Below are 26252 nucleotides of genomic sequence, written 5' to 3'. Positions count from 1 at the left end.
TTGTCACGGCGGTGCAATGCGTGCGACGTATCGAGTTATTATGATCAAGACCGACTCCATCGCGCCGCCCGCTTCCTCCACAACCGGCATGACTCGCCGGGGCATATTCGCGCTTGCAGGCGCATCTGCCGCTATGGCTGCTACGCCTGCAACGGCGCGAGCATTCGGCGCGGGCTTCACGCATTCAGTGGCGAGTGGGGAGCCGCATTCTGAGAGCGTGCTCCTGTGGACGCGCTTTGTCGCGAATGCGGAGACCACGCTCGATTGGCAGATCAGCGAGAGCGCTGAGTTCACATCGATCATCTCCGAGGGCCAAGTCGCCGCATCTCCTGCGCGCGATTACTGCGCGAAGGTGACGGCAGACGGCCTTTCACCAGACACGTGGTATTTCTTCCGCTTTACCGCGCCCGGTGGCACGTATTCGCCTGTCGGGCGCACGCGGACTCTGCCTGAAGGGAACGCGCAAAAGTTCCGCATGGCGGTGTTTTCCTGTGCGAATTTCGGGTTCGGCTGGTTCAATGCCTATGCCCATGCTGCCGAGGCGAATGATGTCGACCTTGCCGTGCATCTTGGCGATTACATCTATGAGTATGGCGGAGGCACCTATCCGTCTGCTGGGCAGCGTCATCCTGAGCGAGATCTCGCGCCCGAAGACGAGATTGTCGCGCTTGCCGATTACCGCCTGCGCTATGCGACGTATCGCGCGGACCAAGACCTCCAGCGCCTGCATCAAGTCCTCCCCATGATCGCGGTGTGGGATGATCACGAAAGCGCCAATGATTCATGGCAAAATGGCGCGCAAAACCACCAGCCCGAAACCGAAGGCGAATGGTCGGTGCGCAAGGCCGTTGCCAAGCAGGTTTACCGCGAGTGGATGCCTGTCTCAGACGAACCCTATGCCGCCTATGATGTCGGCGATTTGGCCACCCTGTTCCGCCTCGACACCCGGCTGGAGGGGCGCGAGGAGCAGTTTAACATCCGACAGATCATCGAATCGCATGACAACCCAGAGGCGATGATCAATGCGCTGGGTTCTTTCCGCGAAGGGGACTACGCAAATCCTGATCGCCAGCTTCTCGGCCAAGCCCAAGAGCAATGGCTCAATGAAGGCCTCGCCAGTTCAACCGCGCGCGGGGCGACGTGGCAGGTGCTGGTCCAGCAAGTGTTGATGGGCAAATTGTCTTCGCCAAAGGGCTTGCTCGATCTGCTTGGTGAGGGCGCGCCGTCCTTTATCCAGCAGCGGTTGACCGCTTCCGCGATGGCAGCCGAGGCAGGCCTGCCGCTCAATATGGATGCGTGGGATGGCTATCCCGCAGCGCGGGGCCGCGTGTTTGAAGGCGCGCTGAAGGCGGATGCAAACCTGCTCGTTCTGGCAGGCGACACCCATAATGGTTGGGCGTTTGACTTGGCGCATGAAGGCGAGCGCGTCGGTGTTGAGCTGGGCGTATGCTCAGTCAGCTCTCCGGGGTTTGAGAATTACCTGTCTATGGTCGCGCCTGACGATCTGGCGGGTCTGGTGATCACGACCAATGACGAGCTGAAATGGGCTGACACCGCGCAGCGCGGCTATATGACCGTTGAGCTGACGCCAACCCGCGCGACGACCGAATACCGCTTTGTCTCCGGCATCAGACAGCGATCAACCCAGCTTGCAGGTACGAAGCAGATCACCTGCGAGGCTGGGTCGAACATATTGAGTGTTTAGTCGCGGCTGAAAATCTCTTCGATCGGCAATTCAAAGACATCCGCAATTGAAAAGGCGAGCGGCAGAGATGGGTCATAGCGGCCCTTCTCAATCGCATTCACGCTTTGGCGGCTGACACCCAATCGCTCAGCCAAGTCTTGCTGAGACCAGTCGCGTTCTGCACGCAAGACTTTGAGGCGGTTGTTCATGCGCGCCACCGCACTACCGGCGCAGCCAGCCCAAGCATGGCAAACCAGATCACCGCTACCCATTGAGGCCCCGCCACGACCACGTCGTAGGTTTTGAGGAAACTCCAAACGGTGGTGATGACGAGTGTCGCACCGGTCGCACCCAGCATCTGCTTCACAAACAGCATCCGCTGATATTCATCATCGCACTCCACAAGAAGGCGGTACATGGTCCAGAAAACTCCGCAAATCGGCATGGCTGTGAGCAGCGCAAGGGCGATTGATACCAGTTCGGTCGGATCGGCGGACCGGTGATAGAACAAGCCGCCGACCAATATGACCACATAGGCGGACATGAAGAAGACGATCCTTTTGGTGTAGCTCTTCATATAAGGGGCCATTGTCACCGTATCTCTCCAAAGACGCCGTATTTCACCTTGTTGAAGATCGCGCCGATGCCCAAGCCAAAGCACCAGATGGTTGGCCACCAGAAGGCCGCAACTGGCTCCACGATGTTATAGGTCTCCAGAAAGCCCCAGATGGCGGCGAGTGTGAAGGATATCGCGGTCGCGATCAGGCCTTGGCGCACATAAAGCATGCGATAGAACTCGTCGGTTTCCTCAATGATGAGGCCGCCAAACACCCACACGACCCCGGCGAATGACAAGCCCGGCAGCAATGCGAGGAACGCGGCGACTGGCCCTGTAAGCCCTTCGCCGTCGATAAAGTGCTCCGCAAAAGCCAAAGTGATTAGATAGAATGCCATCGTCAGCGCAAGGCGCAGCAAATAACGGTGGCTTGCGCGGGCATTTTCCTTGGTCAGCGACAGGCCTTTGACAAAGGCGAAGATCAGCAGCGCGATCGGCAATACCATCAAAATGTAGACGGTGTTGGGCTCCAGCGCATCGGACTTCCAAAGAAACATCAATGCAAGCGCGCTGAGCACCGAGGATGCGGCGGCGCCAAGGCATAGTTTGGTCGCTGGTGAGGCTTTTTGAGCGGTCATTGCAGGCACCCCCTTGCGCAGCCCAGATCGGACTGGAGCGCGCCCCATGCAGCGCCAGACAGGCCGCCGACGATGCCGAAACTCGCGCCTTGGTTTAGGCCGAGCAAGACAGTTGTGCCCGCTGCACAAAGAATGATGGATGCCAATAGCAGCGCTTTGATCCGAATATCCATTTGGAAAGCTCCCTTTTAACTATGGAAAGGACACTTGTCATTGATTCGTAGTTTTGTCAAGCACGCTTTCCATAATGGAGCGTGTGCTTTCCGCTATCTGGCTTGGATTGAACTTTCCTACAACTGGCCTGCCGCGCTATTGGTGTGGGCGTTCCCCGCGGGTCTGCACCCTCTCACACAGGCGCAATTTGAAAGGTTACAGTTAGCCAATGCCCAATGACCCTCAACCTCCCGGAAATCTGCGGTTTTCACAGGTTGACCAATTTTTTTAAAGCACCCCCTTGCGCGGTCCATTGGGCACCGCGATCTGGACGGTGAAGCCAAAAACACAAACACCGCCCTTTCAGCGCGAGCCGGTCTATGGCAGGGCGCGCGAAACCCAAGATCGAATTCAGGTATCCGGACCGAACAATGACCGAACTGCTCAAAATCAGCCTTCCCGATGGCTCGGTGCGCGAAGTGGAGCAGGGCTCAACCCCTGCTGACATCGCAGCCGCTATCGGACCGGGCCTTGCCAAGGCTGCCATTGCTGCACGGGTGAACGGCGAAGTGCGCGATATTGGTCGCCCGTTTGATGGCGATAGCGAGCTTGCGCTGATCACGACCCGTGATGAGGAAGAGGCGCTGGAGCTTGCCCGGCATGACTTCGCGCATGTCCTCGCCGAAGCGGTGCAGGCGCTCTATCCCGGCACTCAGATCACGTTCGGCCCGGCAACCGATGATGGCTTCTACTATGACGTGATGGCCCCTGCCACTCGCGGGCCCTTCACCATGGACGATCTGCCCGCCATCGAAGAGCAGATGCGCGCCATCATCAAAGCGGACAAGCCGCTGCGCCGCGAGGTCTGGTCTCGCGAAGACCTGATCGCGAAATGGGAAGCTGATGGCGAGGCGTTCAAGGCGGAATGGGCTAAAGAGCTGCCTGAGAACGAGGAACTGACGGTCTATTGGTCGGGTGATGACTGGCTCGATATGTGCCGGGGGCCGCACCTTGCCTCGACCGGTAAGCTAGACCCGCAGGCTTTCAAGCTGATGCGGGTTGCAGGCGCGTATTGGCGCGGCGATCAACGCAATGCACAGCTAACGCGGATCTACGGCACAGGCTGGCTCAACAAGAAGCAGCTGAATGCGCATCTTCACCGCTTGGAAGAGGCCGCCAAACGCGATCACCGCAAGCTGGGCAAAGAGATGGACCTGTTCCACCTTCAGGAAGAGGCGCATGGCAGCGTCTTCTGGCACCCCAAGGGCTATCGCATCTGGCGCGAGCTTGAGGCTTACATGCGCCGCAAGATGGATGGCGGTGGCTATCAGGAGATCAAGACGCCGCAGCTGATGGATGTGCGCCAATGGACGCAATCCGGCCACTGGGGCAAATATGCAGAGAACATGTTCGCTGTTCCCGACATCGTGCCTGAAGTGGGCGAAGATGGCGAAACCGAGGCCTCACCCAAGGTTGCCGATGATGCGGACTGGATGGCGATCAAGCCGATGAACTGCCCGGCGCATGTTCTCGTCTTCAAGCAAGGGATCACGTCTTACAAGGAACTGCCCATCCGCCTTGGCGAAATGGGCTGCTGCCACCGTAATGAGCCGCACGGAGCGCTTCATGGCCTGATGCGTGTGCGTCAGTTCACGCAGGATGACGCGCACATCTTCTGCACAGAAAGCCAAGTGGTTGAGGAAGTGCGCCAGTTCTGTGAGCTGGCCGACAGCGTCTACAAGGACTTCGGTTTCTCATACCATGTGAAGCTCGCCACGCGGCCCGAAAAGCGCTTTGGCTCCGATGCGGATTGGGACAAGGCAGAGCAGGAACTGCGCGATGCCGTGGCTGAGGCGGGCATGGACAATGACGATTATGGCTGGGAAGAGCTGCCGGGCGAAGGGGCGTTCTATGCGCCTAAGCTCGAATGGCATCTGACCGATGCGATTGGGCGCACTTGGCAGGTCGGCACGATCCAAGGCGACCGCGTTCTGCCTGAGCGATTGGATGCGACCTATATCGGTGAAGATGGCGGCAGGCATCGCCCCGTAATGCTGCACCGCGCGATCTTTGGCTCCTATGAGCGCTTCATCGGCATTCTGATTGAGCACTATGCAGGCCGCCTGCCATCATGGCTCGCCCCGGTTCAGGCTGTGGTGGCGACCATCGTGTCAGACGCTGATGGCTATGCGCAAGAGGCTGTCGCTAAGCTTGAAGCCGCCGGGCTTCGGGTTGCGAGCGATCTTCGCAATGAGAAGATCAACTACAAGGTGCGCGAACACTCGCTTGCCAAAGTGCCGCATCTGCTCGTTGTGGGGATGCGCGAGGCGGAAGAAGGCACCGTTGCTATCCGCACCTTGGGCGAGAAGGAGCAGCGAGTGATGAAGCTGGATGAAGCCATCGCAATGCTGAGCAAAGCCGCAACGCCGCCTGACCTTGTGAGCTAGTTGGCACGTTCAAAGGGCGCTGCGCGATTTTCGATCTCGCTCCTGAGGCTTTGGCCATTGCTGCGCTTACCGCGCTGGCGGCTGGGTTTGTCCGTGGTCTGGCTGGATTTGGACTGTCCGTGGTCTTGGTTCCCGTCTTGCAGCTCTTCACTGAGCCCACCGCGGCGGTGCTGGTCGGGATTGTGTCGCTATTCCTCGCTGGCCTGACCGATATTGGTCGCATCCGTCGCGATGCAGACCAGTCAGTGATGCCGCTCGCGATCATAGCGCTCATCAGCATGCCAGCAGGATTATGGGCTCTTACTGCCCTATCATCTGAATGGGCACGGGTTCTGATCGCACTGGTCTCAGTTGGAGCATTCGTGCTGGTGATTGTCCCATTGGGAGGCCGAAAACTGCCTGAAAAGGCTGCACTTGGTATGGCTGGCCTGGCAACGGGCTTCTTCGGAGGTTTTGCGGGAATGCCGGGCCCCGGAATGGCTCCGCTCTATCTGCGTGGCAGCTTCACCCCCTTATCAGCGCGCGCTTCCATGATGGCGATATTCGTGATCGTTGCCCCGGTATCGGCGGCATTCTTCATCGCCTTGGGAGTAGGAGGTTGGCGCCAAGTGGCCTTCGCCGCAGCGCTTTTCCCATTTGTGCTGGCCGGAGATTGGCTGGGCAACCGCGCGTTTGGCAAAGTCACGCAGATCCAATGGCAAGTTGCCACAGCCAGTGTCCTTGCGGCTGCCGCTATGGGAGCCGTTTGGAAGCTCGTTTAGTAGGGAAGCGGCTGCCCGGCGAAGATCAAAGCCACGCCGCAGCTCACTACAATCGCACTGCTTGCCCACACGCTCATTACGTCGAGGCTGTCCTTTGCGAGAATAAGTGCTTTGCTCATGAGACGGAGAATCGCCCAAAAGTCCTAATGGAGTGTTAACTTTGCGCCCGAGGAGCGCTGGGCATTTGCTGGCTGGCGCAGTGGAAGCCCCCTCCGCCCGCGAGCACGGCGTCTGCGGGCAGTCCGATAGTCGCGCGGTCTGGGAACAGTTCAGCGATTGAGGCGACGCCAGCATCGTCAAAGGGAGAGCCAAAGGTCGGCACCACAACTAGGTGCGTCGTAATGGCGAAGTTCACATAGCTTGCCGGTTCAACTGATCCATCGCGCTCAATCAGTCCGGGTGACGGGATACGGGTCACCTCTACCCCAAAGTCCATCGCGCGCCGTGTCGCGTCCTCGTAAATCTTGGCGTTGGGATCGTCAGAACCGCTGGCGATGGGGACCACTAACTGGTTGGGCCCCACAAATCGGGCAAGATTATCGACATGGCCATCGGTGTGATCATTGATCAACCCGTCGCCGAGCCACAGCACGCGATCAAAGCCAAGTATCTGCTCGAGCTCAGTTTCGATAGCTTTGCGCGTCATGTCAGGATTGCGATTGGTATTCAGCAGGCACTGCTCAGTTGTGGCGACGAGGCCAGTGCCGTCGCAATCCAATGCTCCCCCTTCGAGGATCATCGCGGAGGTCTCGATTGGGAGCCCTGCATCATGTGCAAGCTCGGCGCCGACTTCTTGGTCGCCTGCCATCAGATATTTGCCGCCCCAACCATTGAATCCAAAGCGACGAGCCACCCGCTCGTGCTGCTCGTAGACTACCAATGGCCCGGTGTCGCGCAGCCAAATGTCGCCATAGGCGCGGAGTTCTAAGACGACATTTGACGAAACCAGTTCGCGCGCTTGCGCTTCATTGGCCTCGTTACGGACCAACAAGCGCACCTCTTGCCCGCTATCGGCAACAGCGCTGGCGAACGCAGCGATTTGCTCCTGCGCTCGCTCAAGATAGCCAGGCCATTCCTCAGCCAGATGCGGAAAGCCGATCCACAACCAGTCCTGCGGCGCCCATTCAGGAGGCATGCAGTTGGTCATGGATCGGCCTAGTGTTTTCGCAAGCGAACGGGGTTGCCGATCAGCAGCCCGTTTCTGCCTCAGCGCATGCCTCATCGCGAGTGGCGCGGAATTCATCGCCCTCGTTCCAATTCGGCCAGCTTGAGCTCATCGCCATCATCCGGCCAAGGCGATACATGAGCTGGAGATCAGCCATTACACCAGACCAATCCCAGTTTTCGTCAAACTCATCCTTTGGTCCGTGATAACGGTTGGCGCGGTATTCGTCAGAAATCGCCTTGCCCGCTTCGCGTCCGCCCTCGATCAAGTCTTCGCCGCCATCCACATAGAGCATTGGCACGCCTTCTTTGGCGAATGCGAAGTGGTCTGAGCGGTAGTAGTAGCCCGCCTCTGGGCTCGGGTTAGGCGTCGCGACCCGGCCATCTGCAACCAAGGCCGCTTCAAGGAAAAGGTCGAGCTGCGATTTGCCCGGCCCCACAACCGTCACATCCTTTGAAGGTCCGGCAACAAGGAAGGCATCCATGTTCACGCCGCCGACGGTTTGGGTAAGCGGGAAGATTGGATTGGCGGCGTAATAGTATGCGCCCAGCAAGCCGGACTCCTCGGCGGTCACTGCTAGGAAAACAAGACTCCGCTTTGGCGCGCCCGCTTTGACATGCGCCTCGGCAAGCGCGACCAACGCGGCGGTGCCGGTCGCATTGTCGACCGCGCCATTGCAGATGTCATCGCCATCCGCTGCGGGTGGGTTGCACGTGCCAAGGTGATCCCAGTGCGCCGTGTGGAGCACATATTCATCAGGCGCTTCGCTGCCTGGCAGAACGCCGATGACATTTTGCGAAGAGAAACTGCGCATGCTGTTCTCAAAACTGGTTGATGCGCTCATTCCTAGCTCAACAGCCGCAAAGTCTTCAGTCTTCGCTGCTGCGGTAAGCTCGTCCAGATCTTGGCCGGCAGCAGCGAGAATTTCACGCGCGACTTCTTTTTGAACCCAGCCATTGAGCGAAGTCATTGCGGGTGGATTGTCGCCGCGGGCGGGATAGGCTTGCGGGCCACCCCATGAGCTTTCAACGACATTCCAACCATAGCTGGCAGGATCAGTGTCGTGCACGATCAGGGCCGCTGCAGCCCCCTGGCGAGCGGCTTCTTCATATTTGTAGGTCCAGCGGCCATAAAACGTCATCGCCTTGCCGTTAAAGGTGCCTTCTAAGCCTTCGGTTTCCCAGTCTGGATCGTTGACGAGGATGACAACCGTTTTGCCGGTAACATCTACGCCCTCATAATCGTTCCAGCCACGCTCTGGCGCGTTGATGCCGTATCCGACAAAGACCATTTCGCTATTGGCAAGCTGCGTGCTGGCGTCCTCGCGATAGGTAACGCCGGTCCACTCGCTACCATAATCATAGGCGAGATCGGTTTCGCCGTTAGTAATGGTGAGCGGGGCAAAGTTGCTGCCCGTGATTTCGACCAGCGGAACCTCTTGCACCCAGCTGTCGCCATTGCCGGGTTGGAGACCTGCAGCTTCGAAACGCTCGGTCAAAAGCGCGACTGTCAGCTCTTCACCTCTGGTACCGGGCATCCGACCACCAAACTCATCGGTCGAAAGCTCGCGGGTGATGTCCACCATTGTCGCTTCGGAGATGTCCCCCCGTTCAACTTCTGGAATATCCAGCTCTGGCTCACTTCCGCCGCCCAGCTGCATATCTTCGCAAGCGGTCAGGGCGAGCGCGCCGACAGCAAGTCCGGCAAGCGTGATCGCGCGTTTGATCATGGCAAAGTCCTCTTCTCGAAAAGAAATCGTTGCGGCTTCTCTTGCAGATGGGCTTGCAGGCCGCAACCGGCTTGGCCAATGACAGACTGGCTATGGTGGAGAACATGCAAGTCGATTGGGCCGGAGCGCTAAAGAGGGCGCGCGACAATGCGCCGTTTCTGGCGCGCGCGCTTGATCGGCAGAGTGAATTGGCTGAGCTGCTGAATGAGGGGCAGCTTGAGCATGCGCTGGCATGGGCGAGAGAGCGCGGCGAAAACGATGATGTCGGTGTGGGTCTACGGCGTCATCGCCTTGCGCTGGCGACGGCGCTGGCGGTCGCTGATCTGGCCAGTGCTATTCCGCTTTCCAGAGTGGTTAAAGAGCTGACAAGTTTTGCAGATCACGCGCTCGATCGGGCTATTTGCGCAGCGATTGCCGAACGCACAGGAGCGGAAAACCCGACCGGGATGATTGCTTTGGCCTTAGGCAAGCAAGGCGCTGGTGAGCTCAACTATTCGTCAGACATTGACCCGATCCTGCTTTACGATCCCAAAACTTTGCCCAAGCGCGCAAGTGACGATCCCGGAGAGGTTGCACAGCGTTATGCGCGGCGGATCGTCAAACTCCTCTCGGAAAACACGGCTGAGGGCTATGTGCTTCGCGTGGACCTGCGATTGCGTCCGGCAAGTGAAATCAGTCCTTTGGCCGTGCCGAGCGCAACTGCGTTGGCGCATTATCAAGGGCAAGCATTGGCGTGGGAGCGCGCCGCCTTTATCCGTTCTCGCCCTGCTGCAGGTGATATCGAAGCCGGCAAGGTGTTCCTCGATGAAATTGCGCCCTTCGTTTGGCGCCAGGCTCTTGACTACGGAGCAATCGAGGAGATCAGAGCGCTGACCTTGCGTATTCGTGAAAGCCATGATGGGCCGCAACACCCAGGTCCCGGTTTCGATGTGAAGCGTGGCCGTGGAGGCATTCGGGAGATAGAATTCTTCGCGCAGACGCATCAGCTTATTCATGGCGGCCGCGACCCGTCGGTTAGAGTGCGGGGTACACGCGCCGCGCTCGATGCTCTGGCAAAAGCCGGTCGCATCCTGCCAGAGCATGCCGAAGTGCTTGGCCAGGGTTATGATCGGCTGCGTGTGATCGAGCACCGCCTTCAAATGATGCATGATCGCCAGACGCATGCATTGCCCGATGGCGATGCGCTGGACGCAGTCGCTAGGCTTGATGGCATGGCCAACGGGCAGGCGTTGGTCGAGGAGCTTACTGAGCTCACCGAGCAAACTGGCTCAATTTACGACGGCCTGATCGGGGCAAGTGAAGATGCGCCATCGCCATCTTTGCCAGTTGATGAGAGTGTCAAACAGCTCACTGAAATGGGCTTTGATGAGCCAGAGGCACTGGCCCTGCGCATTGATGAATGGCGCGATGGCCGTTTCGCAGCGGTCCGATCCCCGCAGGCGCTTGAGGCGTTTGACCACCTGCTGCCCAAGATGATGCGAGCCTTTGCTCAAAGCGATGACCCGGCACGCGCCATCACCCGCTGGCAAAACATATTGGAGCGCACTCAGTCCGCGATCACTGTTTTTCACCTGCTGTCTGCGCGCCCCGAATTGCTAGATAGGCTCACCGCAGCTCTCACACTCTCACCAGTGCTTGCCGATGAGCTGGCGCGAAGTCCCGAGCTGCTCGATGCACTTATTGACCGCGACCGGAGTGAGCTAGACGAGGCCTATGATGAAGTTCTTGGACGCATGCGCATTGGTCCCGTTCGCGACGATTATGAAGCGCAGCTCGATTGCATCCGTCATGTGACTGGTGAGCAGCGCTTTACCCTAGGTATTGCGCTGATTGAGGCAGAGCATAGCCCTGCCCGTATCGGTGCGGCGCTCTCGCAAACGGCAGAGGCTGCGATTACGCGGGCGGCTGAAACTAGCGCGGCTGAATTTGCGAAGGCTCACGGCGCGATATCCGAAGGTGAGTTGGTTGTGCTGGGCCTAGGCAGATTGGGTGGCGGCGCGCTTACCCATGCCTCCGACCTTGATATGATCTACCTATTCACGGGGGACTTTAACGCCGAATCCGATGGGATGCGGCCACTGGGCGCGACGCTTTATTTCAACCGCTTGGCAAGCCGGGTTAGCGCCGCGCTGTCTGTGCCAACAGCTCAAGGGGCGCTTTATGAAGTCGACACGCGACTTCGACCACAGGGCAAGCAGGGCCCTTTGACAGTCTCTCTTGAAGCATTTGCCAAATACCAAAACGAAGCCGCTTGGACTTGGGAGCATATGGCTCTGACCCGTGCGAGAGTGCTTGTAGGGTCCGACGAGGCGCGCCGCGCGGTTGATGCGATCATTGCAGACGTTCTTTGCCAAAAACGCGATCCAAAGGCCGTGCGTGAAGCGGTCCTGACGATGCGAGCAGAGATTACTCAGCACAAACCTCCTCGCGGTGAAATCGATGTCAAATTGCAGCGTGGTGGATTGGTTGATGTCGAATTCCTAATCCACTTTTTGCAACTGGGCCACGCCCATGACTTGGCAGCAGGTGCACCCGATATTCTCGATCCCAGCTTGATGACCGCGATCAAAGCGTTTGCGCGCCTTGGATTGGTGCCAGAGGCCTTGATTGAAGCATATGATCTGCTGACCGCTCAATTAGTGGCCGGACGATTGCTGGCACCAGACGGAACGGAGCCGCCGCCCGCCGCTGCAAAAGCGCTTGCGCGAGCGTGCGGGCAGCCTAACTACGCGGAACTTGTCGCAGCGCTTGCCGTTGCCCGCAAAACAGTCGCGCAAATTTGGGCGGACATCTTTGAACAGACATTGGAGATTTAGGCGATGAGCACTTTCCCTGCAGTTGGCGACACGATGCCGAACATTGAAATGGAAACCCCTGATGGCGGGACCGTCAAAGCATCAGATTTTGCAGGCAAAAAGCTGGTTGTCTTCTTCTACCCCAAAGACAACACGCCCGGTTGCACAACCGAAGCGAAAGACTTCACCGCGCTTAAAGGCGAATTTGATGCAGCTGGCGTGGCACTGCTGGGTGTAAGCAAGGATTCAGCCAAAAAGCATCAGAACTTTATCGCGAAACACGATCTTAAAACGCCACTTGCAACAGACGCAGAAGAAGGCGGCCTGTCAGACGCGCTTGGCATTTGGACCGAAAAACAGATGTACGGCAAAACATATATGGGCATGGTCCGCTCGACCTATTTGGTCGGTGCAGACGGCAAAATCGCGCAAATCTGGAATAAGGTGAAGGTGAAAGGTCACGCAGCGGAAGTGCTGGCCGCTGCCAAGGCGCTCTGATCCCGATGCAATCTGTTGCTTCTGCCGTTCGGGCCGCTCTTTTGACAGGTGAGCCGCGTGCTAAGTGCTTCGCTGCTCGCGATGTCGCGCGGCGTTGGCGCATGGGTAAGTTGGCGTTTGAGTTCGACGCTGACATGCCAGCAGAGCCTGCGCGCCCCAATGCTCCTGAGTTGCTGCCTCCGAACCAGATGCCAAAACGCGGTAAATTTGGATCAGAGCGTGCCCGGATCGCGCTGTGGCATAGTCTGGCCCATATTGAATTTGTGGCAATTGATCTAGCGCTCGACATGGCCGGGCGTTTTGGCGGTGAAATGGGAGAGGAGTTTGTCTCTGATTTCCTATATGTCGCTGCTGATGAAGCGATGCATTTCGCATTGCTCGCTCGTAAGCTCGAGGGCCTCGGCAGTCATTATGGGGCCCTGCCTGCTCATGGTGGCCTTTGGCAGGCTGCGCATGATACGCGTCATGACGTCACTGCGCGGCTCGCAATTGTCCCGATGGTGCTCGAAGCGCGCGGATTGGACGTGACGCCAGCAACTCTAGAGCGGGTGGAGGCGGCCGGAGACTCGCATGGCGTCAAAATCCTTGCGAGGATACTTGACGACGAAATTCGACATGTCGGATTCGGGACAAAGCACTTTCTGGCCCAGGCACAGCGCCGCGATGAGAATCCCGAAAATATGTGGAAATCCTTGGTTCGTGCGCACTTCAAAGGGCAGGTTAAGCCGCCATTTAACGACTCAGCGCGTCTTGCAGCCGGTTTGTCGCGCGGTTTTTACGAAGATGTTGCTCTTTAACGAATCGCCCCGATAACCCTCATTGTGAAATAAGGGTTTGGGGACCCGATCATGATGTTGACGCGAGTCACCGGTCTGAAAAGCCGGGAAAGATAATAAAGGTCGCGCTCAGCTTTAACAGGAATGGCCAAAGTGCCAGTCAGGACCGGGTACTAATGATTACGCTTTTGAAGCGCCCCTTTTTGAAGACTTTTGGCGTGGTTTGCGCCGCTACAGGTCTGATGGCAGCAACCCCCGCTGTCGCCAATTCTTCTGCAAACAGCTCAGCAAGCGCTGATGTGACTGCGCCGCTGGAAGAGAGTCAGAACAACACGCTGGCCTCGGGCGATGAGCGCTTCCGTGAATTGTTTGCCAATTGGACAGCGCTTGATTCGGTTCCGACCGTCGGTGCCGATGCTCCGATCCCAGGTTTGGAGCGCCCAACAGTTTCAGTGCCTTCGATCATGCCACTTCGTGATGCGCGGATGACCAGCGGTTATGGCATGCGCAACCACCCGGTTCTGCGTCAGCGTCGCCGACATCACGGTGTTGATCTCGCAGCACCAACCGGCACTCCAGTCTATGCCACTGCAGACGGCCTGATTGGCCGCGCGGATTGGTTCTCAAGCTACGGTTTGTATATCAGCATTGATCACGGTGCTGAGCTGGAAACGCGTTATGCGCACCTCTCGCGCCTTGCTGTCGCAGCGGGTGACCGCGTCGAAAAGGGTGATCTGATTGGTTATGTTGGTTCAACAGGTCGCTCCACTGGTCCGCACCTTCATTATGAAGTGCGCGTCGATGGGGTTGCAGTGAATCCAATTCCATATATGGTAGAAAGCAACGAACAGGCGCGGTTGGCTAACAGCCAAACGACAAGGCAGGGTGAAATCCTTCCTGGTCGCCGCCGCGCTGGTGCTGGCGGACAATAGTTCGCTTTTATAAGATACCCGCCTGGAAGCGGGTCGGACATTGGAGAGGGTGTCCGAGTTTGGGCGGCGGGTTTACCCGCCGCCTTTTTTTGCGCGACATCCCTGTCCGCGCTTTCTTCTGGCTGCGTCACCCGTGCGATTTCTCTTGAGTGATAAGCGCACCGCGTTAGATTTTGTTCCCGAGAGAGTTCAGCTTCGCCCTTTGACGCACCGCGTGCGCAAGGCAGCTGCATGGGAGAAAAAATGAGCCTGCATCCAATTGCGCATGCCGCAAACCGTCCTGACCACCCCGCCGTCATTATGGCTGGAAGTGGTGAGCAGATGACCTATTCCGAGATGGACGCCGCAGCAAACCGCTTCGCGCAGGCCCTGCGCGCGCGGGGTTTTGCAGCGGATGATGCATTTGCAGTCTTGCTTGAAAATCGAATTGAGTATTTTCCTCTGTTTTGGGGTTCTCAGCGCGCGGGAACTTTGCTTGTTCCAATCTCAACCCGGCTGACAGCGCCCGAGATCGCCTATATCCTAGAAGATAGCGGCACAAAGCTGCTGGTCACCTCGCACGCATTTGACGTCATTTTGCCAGAAATTCGTGCCGCTTGCCCGGATTTGGAAATTTTACTGGCGGGTGCAGACGGCGAAGACAGCCTCGATAGAGCTCTGGCAGCGCAGCCTTCTGATCCAATTGCTGACCAGCGTGCAGGGGCCGTTATGCTTTATAGCTCGGGCACGACCGGTCGGCCCAAGGGTATTCGGCCAGCACCGCCCGAAGACCCGGATCCGCAGGCGCCCGTGCCACTTATGGGTCTTGCGATGATGGGTGCAGGCATGCCCGCTGATGGCTCGATGGTTTATCTGTCACCCGCCCCTCTCTATCACGCGGCGCCGCTTGGCTGGTGTTCGACCGCGCAGCGCCTGGGCGGCACTGTTGTCGTGGTCGAGAAATTCGACCCAGAAGCCGTTCTGCAGGCGATTGAAACTTACAAAGTGACGGACAGTCAGTGGGTGCCCACGCATTTCGTCCGGTCGCTCAAACTCGATCCCGCGATTCGTACCAAGTATGACCTTTCTAGCCACCAGCGCGCGTTGCATGCAGCCGCACCCTGTCCCGTGCCGATTAAGCGCGAGATGATCGAATGGTGGGGGCCGATCATCAACGAATATTATGCCGGATCTGAAGGGATCGGGATGACGCTCGTTAAGTCACCCGAATGGCTCGAGTATCCAGGCACTGTGGGCAAGGCGATCTATGGCAAGATCCATATATGCGGGCCTGATGGTAAAGAATTGCCCGCAGGCGAAGATGGGCTCATCTATTTTGAGAACGCGCTGCTGCCCACCTATCACAATGATCCGGACAAAACCGCTGAGGCGATGCATCCGAAAGGCTGGATGACTTTGGGCGATATCGGTCACGTGAACGAGGAAGGCTATCTCTTCCTGACCGATCGCAAAAGCCACATGATTATCTCGGGCGGGGTCAATATCTATCCTCAGGAGATTGAGAACCTGCTCGTCACGCATGACAAAATCATGGATGCTGCGGTCATTGGCGCGCCCGATCCTGACTTTGGCGAGAAGGTCGTCGCAGTGGTTCAACCCATCGATATGGCCGATGTAGGTGATGCTCTAGAGCAGGAATTGCGCGACTTCCTCGCTCCCAGTTTGGCGCATATCAAAATGCCCAAGCTGTTTGATTTCCGCCCGGACTTGCCGCGCGAGGCGAATGGAAAGCTCTACAAGCGTGAGCTGCGCGATGAATATGAAGCAAAGGCAAAGGGGTGAAATTATGGCCGAGGCTGCAATCCTTCCGACCGATACCGCCCGCCAGATCATCGCACCGGAAAGCTATGCCGAGTGGAATGGTTTGCTCGATACGTTTGACGAATTGCGCGAAACCACGCCTGTCACAAAGGTGATTGCAGAGGATGACGCGTTCGAACCGTTTTGGCTCATCACGCGTTATGACGATGTGATGCGCATTTCGAAGGACAACACGACCTTCCTCAACAATCCCAAACCCGTTGTCTTCGCGACGCGTGAGGCCACAGCGTTCGCTCAGCAAGCGACCGGTTCCAACATGTTGGTGGATTCACTGGTCGTCTTTGATGCGCCGATCCACCCCAAATATCGCAAGCTGACCCAAGACTGGTTCATGCCGCGCAACCTCAAATTGATTGAGGGGGAAATTCGCGGCCTCGCAGACAAGCTGGTCGAGGGAATGATTCAAGGCGGGCCTGAGGTGGACTTCGTGAAGCAAGTCGCCGCCCCGATGCCGCTGCGGGTTATCATGCAGATCCTTGGTATACCCGAAGAGGATGAACCGCGCATGCTAATGCTCACACAGCAAATGTTTGGCGGTCAGGACAAAGATCTTTCCGGCACCGGCATGGAGAATATGACGCCGGAGCAAGTGCTTCAGCTGGTTTCCGTCGCGGTGAAAAGTTTCGAAGATTACTTCGCCGGAATTGCAGCTGAGCGGCGAGCCAACCCCACCGATGATGTCGCCAGCGTGATTGCGAACGCAACCGTGGACGGAGAGCCTCTGCCCGACCGCGATATGGCCGGATACTACATCATCATGGCGGCGGCAGGTCACGATACTACTTCTGCGACAATGTCCGGCGCAATGTTGGCACTTGCGCGTGATCCCGAAGAGTTTGCCCGTGTGAAGGCGGACAGGTCGCTGCTGCCCGGACTTGTTGAAGAGGCGATCCGTTGGACCACGGCGGTTCAGCATTTCATGCGCACAGCGGCTGAGGATGTTGAAATCGGTGGGCAGCAGGTCAAAGCGGGCGATTGGATGATGCTCAACTATGTCGCTGCCAATCACGATCCATCTCAATTCGCAAACCCGCGAGACTTTGATGCGAGCCGCAGCCCCAACCGCCACATGGCGTTTGGAGCGGGCGCGCATCAATGCCTAGGCCTGCATCTGGCGCGGCTTCAGATTAAGATCCTGTTCGAAGCCTTGCTCGATCGGCTCGAATCAGTGGAATTGGCTGGCGAGCCTGCGCGTTCGAGCTCGACCTTCGTTGGCGGTCTAAAGACGCTGCCTTTGCGAATAAAGCCCGCCTAATCGTCGCAGCCTAAGCCCTCAATATGGGGACGGTTTTGAACAATACAAGTGCATTTGTGCAATATTTGTTCGCTTAACGTATTTATCGAACCAATATGACGATTTTCCTGTTATTTCCAAGAAACATGTGTTAATCCAGCATTCATGGGAAAAACTTGGGAAACATACATTGCTGGCTTGCCGGCAGGACTCTTTGCACCTGCCATCTTTACCACTAAAACACGCGAAGGGGGTCACTCATGACATTGCTAGAAGCACACAATCTACCCTTTGCGGCGGCAGCTATTCTGCTGATCTTCATTGCTGTGGCGCAGATTATTGGCATGGGCGACTTGCTCGATGGAGCGGATGCGGATGTCGATTTCGATCTGGACGTTGATACCGGCGAGGGGGTTGATGGTTTCGCAGGTGATGGATTGCTCGCAAGCGCGTTGAGCCTGCTGGGCATTGGCAGAGTTCCGATCCTGATCTGGTTCGCGGTTCTGCTGTTTGTCTTTGCTGCAATTGGAGTGGCTGGTCAGCAGACATTGATCAACATCGTCGGCGCGCCCTTGCCAATTTGGCTAGCGGGAATTGCGGCGGGCGCCGCCGCGCTTCCGGTGACAGGCATCTTAACCCGCCCGCTGGAGCGGATATTGCCCCAGGATGAAACCAGTGCGGTTGGTCTTGAAAGCCTTGTGCGGCGTGATGCTGAGATACAGATCGGCACCGCTCGCACAGGATCGCCAGCTCGCTCAAAAGTGCTCGACCAGTATGGTCAGGCCCACTTTGTAATGGTCGAGCCAAATGATCCCGCAGTCGAACTTCGCGAGGGTGAAACGGTGCTGCTGGTGCGCCGCGAAGGGCAGACCTTTTACGCGGTGCAATATGAAAACCGACTACTCGGCCTTGAGGGATAGGCCTTTCACACTGCGCCGCGCGCGAACCCAGAATTGGGCCCCGAACTGCAGCGCCGCGCAACACACGCAACAGGAGAAGAAATGGAAAATCTATTTGAATTAGCGATTTGGATCGGCCTCGCCTTTGTGGTCCTCCTAATCATATTTATCGCACTAACGAGCCTCTATCGCCGCGCGTCAAAGGAAATTGCCTTCGTCCGGACCGGTGTTGGTGGTGAGAAGGTTGTGATGAATGGCGGTGCGCTTGTGCTACCCGTCTTCCACGAAACAATGCCGGTGAACATGAACACGCTGGTGCTTGCGGTCGTTCGCCGTGATGCTGAGGCGTTGATTACTCTCGACCGGTTGCGGATCGATGTGAAGGCGGAGTTTTATGTCCGCGTTCGCCCTGATGCGAGCTCAATCGCGATGGCTGCGCAAACGCTGGGTAGCCGCACGATGCAGCCTGAGATGCTCAAGGATCTCGTCGAGGGTAAGTTTGTCGATGCGCTGCGTTCCGTTGCTGCGGGCATGAGCATGAACGAACTGCACGAACAGCGGGCAGACTTTGTCCAAAAGGTGCAGCAAGTATCGTCAAACGACTTGGCCATGAACGGTTTGGAGCTGGAATCGGTCTCGCTAACCGGGCTCGACCAGACCAGCATTGAGCACTTCAACGCCAACAACGCGTTTGACGCTGAGGGTCTGACGAAGCTGACTGAGCAAATCGAAGCACGCAAGAAACTGCGTAACGACATTGAGCAGGACACGCGGGTCGAGATGGAAACGAAGAACCTAGAAGCGGATACCAAATCGTTCGAGATTGGCCGTGACCAGGAATACGCTCGCCTGGCGCAGGAACGCGAAGTTGAAGTGCGCCGTGCCGCTCAAATGGCGGAAATCGCGCGCGAACAAGCAGAACGTCAGCGCGAAGCCGATGCGGCCAAGATTGAGGCCAAAAAGCAGGTTGATGCGCAACAGATCGAAGCGGATCGCTTGGTCGAGGAAGCTCGGATTGATCAGACCCGCGCGCTCGAAATTGCGCGACAAGAGCAGCAAATCGCGGTTCAGAACAAGTCTCGCGAGGAAAGCCAGGCCAAAGCAGAGGCCGACGCGGCCCGCGCCAAAGCGGTGGCAGCTGAAGAGCAAGTTGCAACCTCACGAGAAAGCGAGATTGCTGAGCGTCAGAAGAAGATCGAGCTGATCGAAGCGGCCAAGCAAGCCGAGCGTGACGCGATCCAGATCAAGGTTGAAGCAGAAGCTGAGCGTGACGCGGCCACTAATCGGGCCGAAGCTGCCCGGCTTGAGGCAAAAGGTGATGCGGATGCTGAAATCCTGCGCGCCGAAGCCGACCGTGTACGCTTCGAAGTCGAAGCCGCTGGTCAGCAAGCGGTCAATGAGGCGGCCAACATCCTCTCAATGGATCAGATCAGCCTTCAGACCAAACTGGCGCTGCTTCAGGTGCTTCCAGAAGTTATCAAGGAAAGCGCCAAGCCGATGGAAGCGATTGACTCGATCAAGATCGTTCAGGTCGATGGCCTCACCAACAATGGTGGCGGCGGCCGAGCTGCTAATGATGGCGGCACAGGCGGTGCGGGTGGCGGCTCGGGAAACCTGGCCAGTGACGCGGTTTCTGCAGCGCTCGCCTACCGCGCTCAGGCACCGGTGCTTGACGGCTTGATGAAGGAACTGGGTCTCGACGGTTCTTCGCTGGGCACGCTTGTGCAGGCGGCAGCTGACGATCCGCAAAGCGTCGAGGAGGCAGTGTCAAAGCTGTCCTTGATGGATGATGCTGGCGACACCGTTGATGGCGACGGTGCAGAGGATGCAGAAGCCGCTGAGTAAGGCGCTGAAGCTTCGCTAACAGAAAGAAGCCCCGCTGGACTTGATGGTTCGGCGGGGTTTTCTTTATCCCAAAAGGCGCTTCGCCATCGCGCGGACTTCATCGCCCATATCTTCGCGTTGCAATGCCAATGCCAATGTCGCTTCGACAAAGCCAACCTTGCTGCCGCAATCATAGCGATTGCCGTCAAAGGTCACTGCGTGGAATGGTTGGTCCCCGATCATCTTCGCCATTGCGTCGGTGAGCTGAATTTCGCCGCCAGCACCTTTCCCTTGGTTCTCCAGTGTCCGCATCACTTCGGGTTGAAGGATGTAGCGTCCTGAGATGATCTTGTTTGAAGGCGCCTCGGCTTGCGGTGGCTTTTCAACCAAGCCCTTCACTTCGGTAAGTGATCCGCTTTCTGCGCCCGGATCGATCACGCCATAGCTGGAGACCTCCTCCATCGGCACTTCGAGCACGCTAATAAGGTTGCCGCCAACTTGCGTGTAAGCATCGACCATTTGCTTCATGCAGCCAGTGCCGCCTGCTTTCCCGATCATGAGTTCATCGGGCAGGAAAATGGCGAAGGGCTCATCACCCACAATCGCCCGCGCGCACCAGATCGCATGGCCAAGCCCCATTGGCACTTGCTGGCGTACCGTGATGATGTCGCCTGGCGTTGCCCGTGTCGGATCAAGCACGCCCATATCCTTGCCGCGCTCTCCCATGGTCGCTTCGAGTTCATAGGCCATGTCGAAATGCTCAACGATGGCGGTCTTGCCGCGCCCGGTCACAAAGATCATCTGCTCAATCCCCGCCTCGCGCGCTTCGTCCACTGCATATTGGATGAGCGGGCGATCAACGATGGGCAGCAATTCCTTCGGTATTGCTTTTGTCGCGGGCAGGAAACGCGTGCCTAAACCCGCAACGGGGAAGACGGCTTTCTTGATCGGCTTTTGTGACATTAAACGGATTGCCCTTGCGATTTAAATGGTCTGCACAATGCTCGTGCCTTGCGCCAGGCGATAGGTCAACGATTGGGCATTGTGGATGCCTGATTGCGGTGTCTCTTGCGTCAGTTGCGCGAAAGGCAGGTTTCGCTAGAGGAGAAGCATGGACAAACTGATTATTCGCGGCGGCAACACGCTGTCGGGCACTATTCCCATCTCTGGCGCTAAGAATGCAGCTCTTACGCTGATCCCGTGCGCACTTTTGACCGAAGAACCGGTCACCTTGCGCAATCTGCCGCGCCTGGCGGATATTGACGGGTTCCAGCACCTCATGAACCAGTTTGGTGTGACCACCGCTATTCAAGGCACGCGTCCTGAGGATTTTGGGCGGACCATGCGGCTGGAAGCGACCCGGATCACATCGAGCGTCGCGCCGTATGATTTGGTCCGCAAAATGCGTGCCTCGATCCTGGTGCTTGGCCCCATGCTTGCCCGTGCGGGCGAAGCGACCGTTTCGATGCCGGGTGGCTGCGCCATCGGCAACCGCCCGATTGACCTGCACTTGAAAGCGCTCGAAGCGATGGGCGCTGAGATTGAGCTTGCTCAGGGTTACGTCAAAGCGATGCAGCCTGATGGCGGTATGCCGGGTGGCGATTTCGACTTCCCCGTTGTGTCGGTCGGAGCAACCGAGAACGCGCTGATGGCGGCGGTCCTTGCTAATGGGACAAGCCGACTGACGGGCGCCGCGCGGGAGCCTGAGATCGTGGATCTGTGCAATCTGCTGATTGCGATGGGAGCAGAGATTGAAGGCATCGGCTCAAGCGATCTGACGATCCACGGGGTCAAGCGGCTGAACGGCGCGACCTACAAAGTCATGCCGGACCGGATTGAGGCGGGCTCTTATGCTTGTGCCGCGGCGATCACCGGCGGCAACGTTCGGCTCGAAGGGGCGAGCGCGCATGACATGGCCTCAACGCTGGCGGCCTTGCGCAATATCGGTCTGCATGTGGAGGAAGATGCCAAGGGAGTATCAGTTGCGGCCAATGGCCCCTTGCAACCCACCGACCTGACCACCGCTCCATTCCCCGGTCTTGCCACAGATATGCAGGCCCAGCTGATGAGCCTGCTCTGCAAGGCGGAAGGTACAAGTGTGCTGAGAGAAACGATCTTCGAGAACCGGTTCATGCATGTGCCAGAGCTGACCCGAATGGGTGCGGATATCGCAACCGAAGGGCGCACGGCAATCGTTAAGGGGCCGGTCGATCTGACGGGCGCTGAAGTTATGGCAACGGATCTGCGCGCATCCATGAGCCTGATCATCGCCGCATTGGCCGCGGAAGGCGAAACGCAAGTGCGCCGCATCTATCACCTTGATCGCGGTTACGAACGGCTAGAGGAAAAGCTGCAATTGGTCGGCGCAGATATCGAACGCGTCGACGACTAGGCCGCGCTGTTAGCCACCAGCCAAAGCCGGATCGCACTGGCGAGGCCGGGCGGGGTTTGTGACTTGATCCGTTCGACATCAATCCGCGCGACCAGCGCATTGATCGGCACCCCCTCGCGCACGGACGCGTCGCGCAGCATCTCCCAAAACAGCGGCTCCAGGCTGATAGATGTCTTGTGCCCATCAATTTGGACCGAGCGCTTCACCGGTGGGTGGTAGAGTGGTGTTTGGTCGTCTTGCACGATGGGTTAGTTGATAAAGGACATTCGGGCAGCGGCAACAAAGAAACTTTGTGTTTTGATAGAGCGCGCTGACCTTCGCTCTATCAAACGAATGGCCTGTAGGAAAATCAACTAGCGACCTGCAGAAACGGGACCGCAATCGCCCTTACTTATAGTGTTCGCGGCGGTCGGAAAATGTCCGCACGCGTTTGCGCCAAGTGCGATAGCTCGCCGGCTTGAGATTGTCGCGCATCAGCTCTTTTACCTGAGCTTCACTAAGGCCAAACTCCTCGCGGATGACAGCAAAGCTGACATGATCGCTTAGCGCCATTTCGATAATCGCGCTGATTTCTGCTTCATTGAGGGTGTTTGGTGACGCCATGACGCTTAGGTGGGAACGCCCGTCATCAGCGCAAGCCCTATGCCGCGCGCGCTGCCTGCAAAGCGCCGCCTAGCTGATTGGGAAAGGGCGAGCCAAAGGGCTGCAATTCCAGCGCGCAATCGGCCAATTCCTGCTCGCTCAATGCGTGTTGGAACTGAATTCCGTAGGTTGTGCCATCGCGCCAGCGCACTTGGCCAAGGCGCTTATCCAACCCCTCCATCGCAAAGCCTAGCAAGCAATTGAGCGGCACGTCGTCTTCGCATTCAAACCGCGCGCCGTCGCAGGAGAGGTTTATGATCTGCACATTGCGCAGCTTGCGTCCATCGCCCAGCTTTGCAGCGGCCTCGACATCCAGTCGGATCGCGCGCGGGGTGAAGTCGCCTGTTTCTTGCGTGAATTCATCGAGCGAAACTTCGCAGCCAAATCGATAGCCTGCCTGCTTTTTACCAATCCACACCCGCTCAATCGGATAGGTTAAGCCATTTGCCATTTGCAAAATGATGCGTGGCTCGGGCGGAACTGCATGCAAAAAGCCCAGTCCTGCGCCCAGAACTGAAACGTCGCGTACCACGCAAAGATATTCGCCCGTCTGGCAAATCACCTTCGCTGGGCGCGGTGCAAGCTCAACACGCGGCTGACCGCGCATCTCTGCATGCTGCCCGGCGTCAAAATTGTTCGTGCTCGTCTGCATCATTACTATCCCTCAAAGCCGATAATTCGACCCATCCGTAATACCGAGCGACCGTCCGTTTCTTTTATGGATAATGAGGGATAATGCGTAATGGTTAATGCTTCGGTAAAACGTGGGATACTGGGCGAAACAAGCGCGTCATAATTCTCAAAAGATATGCATCAATACATATGTTGGCCGCCATTTATGCTCATGGTCGATCCGGTCATGAAGGCGCCGTTCTCTGAGGTGAAGAAGGCGACGCCGCGTGCGATTTCTTCGGCTTGGCCGAGCCGACCGACCGGGATTTTGGCGACGATCTTTTCCAGCACAGGCTCCGGCACAGCGGCGACCATATCGGTGTCGATATAGCCGGGCGCAATCGCGTTAACGGTGACGCCGACCTTCGCCCCTTCTTGAGCGAGCGCTTTGGTAAAGCCGTGAATTCCCGACTTCGCCGCTGTATAATTGACTTGGCCATATTGCCCGGCCTGGCCATTTATCGAACCGATATTGACGATGCGGCCCCACTTTCGCTCCCGCATTCCGGGAAAGCAGGCTTTCGACATGTTAAAACAGCCACCCAGATTGACGCGCATAACGTCGTTCCAATCGTCAAAGCTCATTTTGTGAAGCGTGCCATCACGGGTGATCCCGGCATTGTTGATGACAATATCAACCTCGCCATAATCCGCCGCCACTTTGGCGCAGCCTTCGATGCAAGCTTCGTGATCGCCTACATCCCATTTGAGCGAGGGGATGCCGGTTTCCTCGGTGAAAGCGCGGGCGGCATCGTCATTGCCGCCATAATTGGCGATGACGGTGTGGCCTTGGCGCTTGAGGCGCTGGCAGATCGCCTCCCCAATTCCGCGTGTTCCTCCGGTGACGATGGCTACTCGGCTCATAAGTTCGGACCCCTTGCACGTGTTCTGGACGAATGTGCAGCCTAGCCGTGCCGTAGCGTCAGGCAATAAAAAACCCCGCGATTAAGCGAGGTTCTTTTGCTTGGGATGGGGCGTCTAAATTTTAGAAGCGGATTTGCGTGCCGACATAGACCGCTTGGCTGTCCTGTGCCGAATCGGTCAGTGGCGCCAGACGATCACGTTCTTGCGAATAGCGGACGCCAGCGGTTACATCGAGATTGCGCGAAACACGGAACGAACCGCCGACATCGACCGAATCTTCAGAAGCATCGAGTGTATTCACCGAACGACCCGCAATCGCATTGTCTTCAAGCGAGATGCGCGGCTGCAGGCGGCTTGGCTTGTCTTCGCGTGAAGGGCCAGCGGGCTCAAACTCGGAAAGATCAGGAATGCTCAAATTGCTAAGCTGGTTGCCGCGCACGCTTTCGGGCAGCGATACAGCCGAAGTTTGCGGCGTTTCTGGCTGAACACGCGTGAAGCTCTGATAGCCGCGCGCTGTGCCAAGGTTGAAACGGCTGGACTGTAGGCCCGCAATGCCAGGGCCTTTACCCGGAGCAGCGTCGGTTACTGGGCGAACCGAAATGGCCTGCGCTGTTTCGCCGTCGATGCGCACTGCAACAGTGACAGTGCGATCTGTGTCGACCAGGCTGGTGCCAGCAGGTGTGAAAGGAATGCCGCGCTCACGTGCTTTTTCCGCCACACGGGCTGCCAGATCAGGATCAATCGAAGCGGGTGTAAACAGATCAAAGGCGGCGTCATCATCGCCAGACGTCAGGCTGACAACAGCAAGCCCAGCTGATGGGAGAGCCAATGCCAGTGCAGCGCCCACACCAAGCAGCGGCAGCTGAAGCTGCTTTCTCGCTGTCTTGCTGAAACGCTGTGCCATGGTCTGCCTTTAAATCCCTGTTCTTTCTCGAAGCTCGTTTTCGCGGCCGTTTGAACAAAAAACATCTGAACAGATGCTGAGTTCCGACTCGAGTTCGTACTTCTTAGCACAAAGGTTACGGTTATGACGCTAGGGCATGCAATCTTTTACAAAAATTGCGTGTCGGTTCATTCCCAACCTGTTGCCGGAGTCACACAGACTCCTGCTTGGACGCCGTCATAGTCGCTCAATTTGCGCGATTAATCGGGGATACAGGGGATTACCGCCAATCGGATGAATTCCGGCATAAGGGGCAGAGCGTAAGTTTTGCACGCTTGCCGCCTGATACAGGCTCGGTATAGAGCTTTGTACTACTTCCAATGAGGGACTTTACCGCAGTGACACGCGCAAAAACGGCATTTTCGAACTCCACCCGCATTGCTCTCATGGCGGGTGCGCTAGGCGCGTTGGCCGCATGTGGCGGTAACGAACGCCCCACGACCGAGCTGGCTGAGGCGCAGATCAACACAATCGGCGTGAACGCCTATCTGTGGCGCGGCGCGCTGGAAACACTGAGCTTTGCGCCGCTTTTGTCGGCTGACAGTTCGGGCGGCGTGATCGTGACGGACTGGTATGCGAACCCTTCGAACCCCAATGAGCGGGTGAAGGTCACAGTGACGATCCTCGACCAAGATTTGCGCGCGGATGCGCTGCGTGTGGCGGCCAACCGTCAGGTTGCGCAAGGCGGCACATGGGTGGATGCGCCCGTTCAGGCCGCGACCGTGCAAAAGCTTGAGGACATCATCCTCACCAAAGCGCGCGATCTTCGCCGCAAAGCACTGGCAGGCTAACCCCAACCCGCTCAATCTTTGCCCATCGGGCAACTT

The 26252-nt window shown here is 57.6% G+C and carries 26 protein-coding genes; 13 read left to right on the top strand and 13 right to left on the bottom strand.

Going from position 1 to position 26252, the window contains the following annotated elements:
- Positions 1–40: 40 nt before the first annotated feature.
- Positions 41–1705 carry an alkaline phosphatase D family protein gene (locus tag AC0V6N_RS13100; RefSeq protein ID WP_486171987.1) on the top strand — a complete coding sequence of 555 codons (1665 nt, stop codon included), beginning with the start codon at positions 41–43 and terminating at the stop codon, positions 1703–1705.
- On the opposite strand, the gene AC0V6N_RS13095 is transcribed toward AC0V6N_RS13100, so the two are convergent.
- Genes AC0V6N_RS13095 through AC0V6N_RS13080 form a run of 4 tightly spaced genes read right to left on the bottom strand, consistent with a single transcriptional unit; the run spans position 1702 to position 3051 of the window.
- A complete protein-coding gene (locus AC0V6N_RS13095) occupies positions 1702–1893 on the bottom strand; it encodes a helix-turn-helix transcriptional regulator (RefSeq protein WP_486171986.1) in 192 nt (63 codons plus the stop codon). The genes AC0V6N_RS13100 and AC0V6N_RS13095 overlap by 4 nt on opposite strands.
- Positions 1890–2273 carry a hypothetical protein gene (locus AC0V6N_RS13090; protein ID WP_486171985.1) on the bottom strand — a complete coding sequence of 128 codons (384 nt, stop codon included), beginning with the start codon at positions 2271–2273 and terminating at the stop codon, positions 1890–1892. The genes AC0V6N_RS13095 and AC0V6N_RS13090 overlap by 4 nt, the downstream gene beginning before the upstream one ends.
- A gap of 2 nt (positions 2274–2275) precedes the next feature.
- Entirely contained in the window at positions 2276–2878 is a 603-nt protein-coding gene (locus tag AC0V6N_RS13085; RefSeq protein ID WP_486171984.1) for a hypothetical protein, read from the bottom strand.
- Entirely contained in the window at positions 2875–3051 is a 177-nt protein-coding gene (locus AC0V6N_RS13080) for a hypothetical protein (RefSeq protein WP_486171983.1), read from the bottom strand. Before AC0V6N_RS13080 ends, AC0V6N_RS13085 begins: the two co-directional genes overlap by 4 nt.
- A 411-nt stretch (positions 3052–3462) precedes the next feature.
- On the opposite strand from AC0V6N_RS13080, the gene thrS reads away from it, so the two are divergent.
- Both thrS and AC0V6N_RS13070 read left to right on the top strand, forming a co-directional pair.
- Positions 3463–5478, top strand: coding sequence for a threonine--tRNA ligase (thrS, locus tag AC0V6N_RS13075; protein ID WP_486171982.1), 2016 nt, complete (start codon positions 3463–3465; stop codon positions 5476–5478).
- Positions 5479–5528: 50 nt separating this feature from the next.
- Positions 5529–6239, top strand: coding sequence for a TSUP family transporter (locus tag AC0V6N_RS13070; protein ID WP_486171981.1), 711 nt, complete (start codon positions 5529–5531; stop codon positions 6237–6239).
- Here the strand turns inward: AC0V6N_RS13070 and AC0V6N_RS13065 are convergent.
- The 3 genes from AC0V6N_RS13065 to AC0V6N_RS13055 are packed head-to-tail and all read right to left on the bottom strand — an operon-like array spanning position 6236 to position 9133.
- Positions 6236–6358: a hypothetical protein gene (locus AC0V6N_RS13065; RefSeq protein ID WP_486171980.1), complete on the bottom strand. Its 123-nt coding sequence runs from the start codon at positions 6356–6358 to the stop codon at positions 6236–6238. The genes AC0V6N_RS13070 and AC0V6N_RS13065 overlap by 4 nt on opposite strands.
- A gap of 35 nt (positions 6359–6393) precedes the next feature.
- Complete coding sequence (locus tag AC0V6N_RS13060; RefSeq protein ID WP_486171979.1) at positions 6394–7386, bottom strand: agmatine deiminase family protein; 993 nt, start codon at positions 7384–7386, stop codon at positions 6394–6396.
- Between the two features lie 40 nt (positions 7387–7426).
- The gene (locus AC0V6N_RS13055; protein ID WP_486171978.1) at positions 7427–9133 is read right to left on the bottom strand and encodes a M28 family metallopeptidase; all 1707 of its coding nucleotides are present in this window, start codon (positions 9131–9133) and stop codon (positions 7427–7429) included.
- A gap of 104 nt (positions 9134–9237) precedes the next feature.
- Between AC0V6N_RS13055 and glnE the strand changes: the two genes are divergently transcribed.
- The 8 genes from glnE to AC0V6N_RS13015 all read left to right on the top strand — a co-directional run bounded on the left by glnE (position 9238) and on the right by AC0V6N_RS13015 (position 19933).
- A complete protein-coding gene (gene glnE, locus AC0V6N_RS13050) occupies positions 9238–11949 on the top strand; it encodes a bifunctional [glutamate--ammonia ligase]-adenylyl-L-tyrosine phosphorylase/[glutamate--ammonia-ligase] adenylyltransferase (RefSeq protein ID WP_486172492.1) in 2712 nt (903 codons plus the stop codon).
- A 3-nt stretch (positions 11950–11952) separates the two neighbouring features.
- Positions 11953–12426 (top strand): peroxiredoxin, encoded by a 474-nt coding sequence (locus AC0V6N_RS13045; RefSeq protein WP_486171977.1) that lies wholly within the window; start codon positions 11953–11955, stop codon positions 12424–12426.
- Positions 12427–12431: 5 nt separating this feature from the next.
- Complete coding sequence (locus AC0V6N_RS13040; protein ID WP_486171976.1) at positions 12432–13223, top strand: ferritin-like domain-containing protein; 792 nt, start codon at positions 12432–12434, stop codon at positions 13221–13223.
- A 182-nt stretch (positions 13224–13405) separates the two neighbouring features.
- Positions 13406–14134: a M23 family metallopeptidase gene (locus AC0V6N_RS13035; protein ID WP_486171975.1), complete on the top strand. Its 729-nt coding sequence runs from the start codon at positions 13406–13408 to the stop codon at positions 14132–14134.
- A gap of 243 nt (positions 14135–14377) precedes the next feature.
- Positions 14378–15916, top strand: coding sequence for an acyl-CoA synthetase (locus AC0V6N_RS13030; RefSeq protein ID WP_486171974.1), 1539 nt, complete (start codon positions 14378–14380; stop codon positions 15914–15916).
- A 4-nt stretch (positions 15917–15920) separates the two neighbouring features.
- Positions 15921–17210, top strand: coding sequence for a cytochrome P450 (locus tag AC0V6N_RS13025; RefSeq protein WP_486171973.1), 1290 nt, complete (start codon positions 15921–15923; stop codon positions 17208–17210).
- 239 nt (positions 17211–17449) lie between these two features.
- Positions 17450–18109 (top strand): OB-fold-containig protein, encoded by a 660-nt coding sequence (locus tag AC0V6N_RS13020; RefSeq protein ID WP_486171972.1) that lies wholly within the window; start codon positions 17450–17452, stop codon positions 18107–18109.
- Between the two features lie 81 nt (positions 18110–18190).
- Complete coding sequence (locus AC0V6N_RS13015) at positions 18191–19933, top strand: flotillin family protein (protein ID WP_486171971.1); 1743 nt, start codon at positions 18191–18193, stop codon at positions 19931–19933.
- Positions 19934–19996: 63 nt separating this feature from the next.
- On the opposite strand, the gene AC0V6N_RS13010 is transcribed toward AC0V6N_RS13015, so the two are convergent.
- On the bottom strand, positions 19997–20875 hold the full coding sequence (locus tag AC0V6N_RS13010) for a UTP--glucose-1-phosphate uridylyltransferase (protein WP_486171970.1): 879 nt from the start codon (positions 20873–20875) through the stop codon (positions 19997–19999).
- A gap of 148 nt (positions 20876–21023) precedes the next feature.
- Between AC0V6N_RS13010 and murA the strand changes: the two genes are divergently transcribed.
- A complete protein-coding gene (murA, locus tag AC0V6N_RS13005; RefSeq protein WP_486171969.1) occupies positions 21024–22304 on the top strand; it encodes a UDP-N-acetylglucosamine 1-carboxyvinyltransferase in 1281 nt (426 codons plus the stop codon).
- On the opposite strand, the gene AC0V6N_RS13000 is transcribed toward murA, so the two are convergent.
- From AC0V6N_RS13000 to AC0V6N_RS12980, 5 genes are all read right to left on the bottom strand, one after another.
- Complete coding sequence (locus AC0V6N_RS13000; RefSeq protein ID WP_486171968.1) at positions 22301–22546, bottom strand: ribbon-helix-helix domain-containing protein; 246 nt, start codon at positions 22544–22546, stop codon at positions 22301–22303. The two genes, murA and AC0V6N_RS13000, sit on opposite strands and share 4 nt — an antisense overlap.
- A gap of 145 nt (positions 22547–22691) precedes the next feature.
- Positions 22692–22907, bottom strand: a complete 216-nt coding sequence (locus tag AC0V6N_RS12995) for a TIGR03643 family protein (protein ID WP_486171967.1) — start codon at positions 22905–22907, stop codon at positions 22692–22694.
- Positions 22908–22944: 37 nt separating this feature from the next.
- Positions 22945–23601, bottom strand: a complete 657-nt coding sequence (locus tag AC0V6N_RS12990) for a PilZ domain-containing protein (protein WP_486171966.1) — start codon at positions 23599–23601, stop codon at positions 22945–22947.
- A gap of 158 nt (positions 23602–23759) precedes the next feature.
- Entirely contained in the window at positions 23760–24482 is a 723-nt protein-coding gene (gene phbB / locus AC0V6N_RS12985) for an acetoacetyl-CoA reductase (RefSeq protein WP_486171965.1), read from the bottom strand.
- 121 nt (positions 24483–24603) lie between these two features.
- Complete coding sequence (locus tag AC0V6N_RS12980) at positions 24604–25386, bottom strand: hypothetical protein (protein WP_486171964.1); 783 nt, start codon at positions 25384–25386, stop codon at positions 24604–24606.
- Positions 25387–25811: 425 nt separating this feature from the next.
- Between AC0V6N_RS12980 and AC0V6N_RS12975 the strand changes: the two genes are divergently transcribed.
- On the top strand, positions 25812–26216 hold the full coding sequence (locus AC0V6N_RS12975; RefSeq protein ID WP_486172491.1) for a DUF3576 domain-containing protein: 405 nt from the start codon (positions 25812–25814) through the stop codon (positions 26214–26216).
- Positions 26217–26252: the final 36 nt, after the last annotated feature.

This window comes from Erythrobacter sp. S57(2025), from assembly GCF_057365055.1.
The sequence above is the reverse complement of the archived record's forward strand: the minus strand, read 5'-3'. Positions and strand labels throughout refer to the sequence as shown.

Coding starts and splice junctions, on each gene's coding strand:
- AC0V6N_RS13100 (WP_486171987.1), top strand. CDS start 41: ATGATCAAGACCGACTCCATCGCGCCGCCCGCTTCCTCCACAACCGGC.
- AC0V6N_RS13095 (WP_486171986.1), bottom strand. CDS start 1,893: ATGAACAACCGCCTCAAAGTCTTGCGTGCAGAACGCGACTGGTCTCAG.
- AC0V6N_RS13090 (WP_486171985.1), bottom strand. CDS start 2,273: ATGGCCCCTTATATGAAGAGCTACACCAAAAGGATCGTCTTCTTCATG.
- AC0V6N_RS13085 (WP_486171984.1), bottom strand. CDS start 2,878: ATGACCGCTCAAAAAGCCTCACCAGCGACCAAACTATGCCTTGGCGCC.
- AC0V6N_RS13080 (WP_486171983.1), bottom strand. CDS start 3,051: ATGGATATTCGGATCAAAGCGCTGCTATTGGCATCCATCATTCTTTGT.
- thrS (WP_486171982.1), top strand. CDS start 3,463: ATGACCGAACTGCTCAAAATCAGCCTTCCCGATGGCTCGGTGCGCGAA.
- AC0V6N_RS13065 (WP_486171980.1), bottom strand. CDS start 6,358: ATGAGCAAAGCACTTATTCTCGCAAAGGACAGCCTCGACGTAATGAGC.
- AC0V6N_RS13060 (WP_486171979.1), bottom strand. CDS start 7,386: ATGACCAACTGCATGCCTCCTGAATGGGCGCCGCAGGACTGGTTGTGG.
- AC0V6N_RS13055 (WP_486171978.1), bottom strand. CDS start 9,133: ATGATCAAACGCGCGATCACGCTTGCCGGACTTGCTGTCGGCGCGCTC.
- glnE (WP_486172492.1), top strand. CDS start 9,238: ATGCAAGTCGATTGGGCCGGAGCGCTAAAGAGGGCGCGCGACAATGCG.
- AC0V6N_RS13045 (WP_486171977.1), top strand. CDS start 11,953: ATGAGCACTTTCCCTGCAGTTGGCGACACGATGCCGAACATTGAAATG.
- AC0V6N_RS13040 (WP_486171976.1), top strand. CDS start 12,432: ATGCAATCTGTTGCTTCTGCCGTTCGGGCCGCTCTTTTGACAGGTGAG.
- AC0V6N_RS13030 (WP_486171974.1), top strand. CDS start 14,378: ATGAGCCTGCATCCAATTGCGCATGCCGCAAACCGTCCTGACCACCCC.
- AC0V6N_RS13025 (WP_486171973.1), top strand. CDS start 15,921: ATGGCCGAGGCTGCAATCCTTCCGACCGATACCGCCCGCCAGATCATC.
- AC0V6N_RS13020 (WP_486171972.1), top strand. CDS start 17,450: ATGACATTGCTAGAAGCACACAATCTACCCTTTGCGGCGGCAGCTATT.
- AC0V6N_RS13015 (WP_486171971.1), top strand. CDS start 18,191: ATGGAAAATCTATTTGAATTAGCGATTTGGATCGGCCTCGCCTTTGTG.
- AC0V6N_RS13010 (WP_486171970.1), bottom strand. CDS start 20,875: ATGTCACAAAAGCCGATCAAGAAAGCCGTCTTCCCCGTTGCGGGTTTA.
- murA (WP_486171969.1), top strand. CDS start 21,024: ATGGACAAACTGATTATTCGCGGCGGCAACACGCTGTCGGGCACTATT.
- AC0V6N_RS12995 (WP_486171967.1), bottom strand. CDS start 22,907: ATGGCGTCACCAAACACCCTCAATGAAGCAGAAATCAGCGCGATTATC.
- AC0V6N_RS12990 (WP_486171966.1), bottom strand. CDS start 23,601: ATGATGCAGACGAGCACGAACAATTTTGACGCCGGGCAGCATGCAGAG.
- phbB (WP_486171965.1), bottom strand. CDS start 24,482: ATGAGCCGAGTAGCCATCGTCACCGGAGGAACACGCGGAATTGGGGAG.
- AC0V6N_RS12980 (WP_486171964.1), bottom strand. CDS start 25,386: ATGGCACAGCGTTTCAGCAAGACAGCGAGAAAGCAGCTTCAGCTGCCG.
- AC0V6N_RS12975 (WP_486172491.1), top strand. CDS start 25,812: ATGGCGGGTGCGCTAGGCGCGTTGGCCGCATGTGGCGGTAACGAACGC.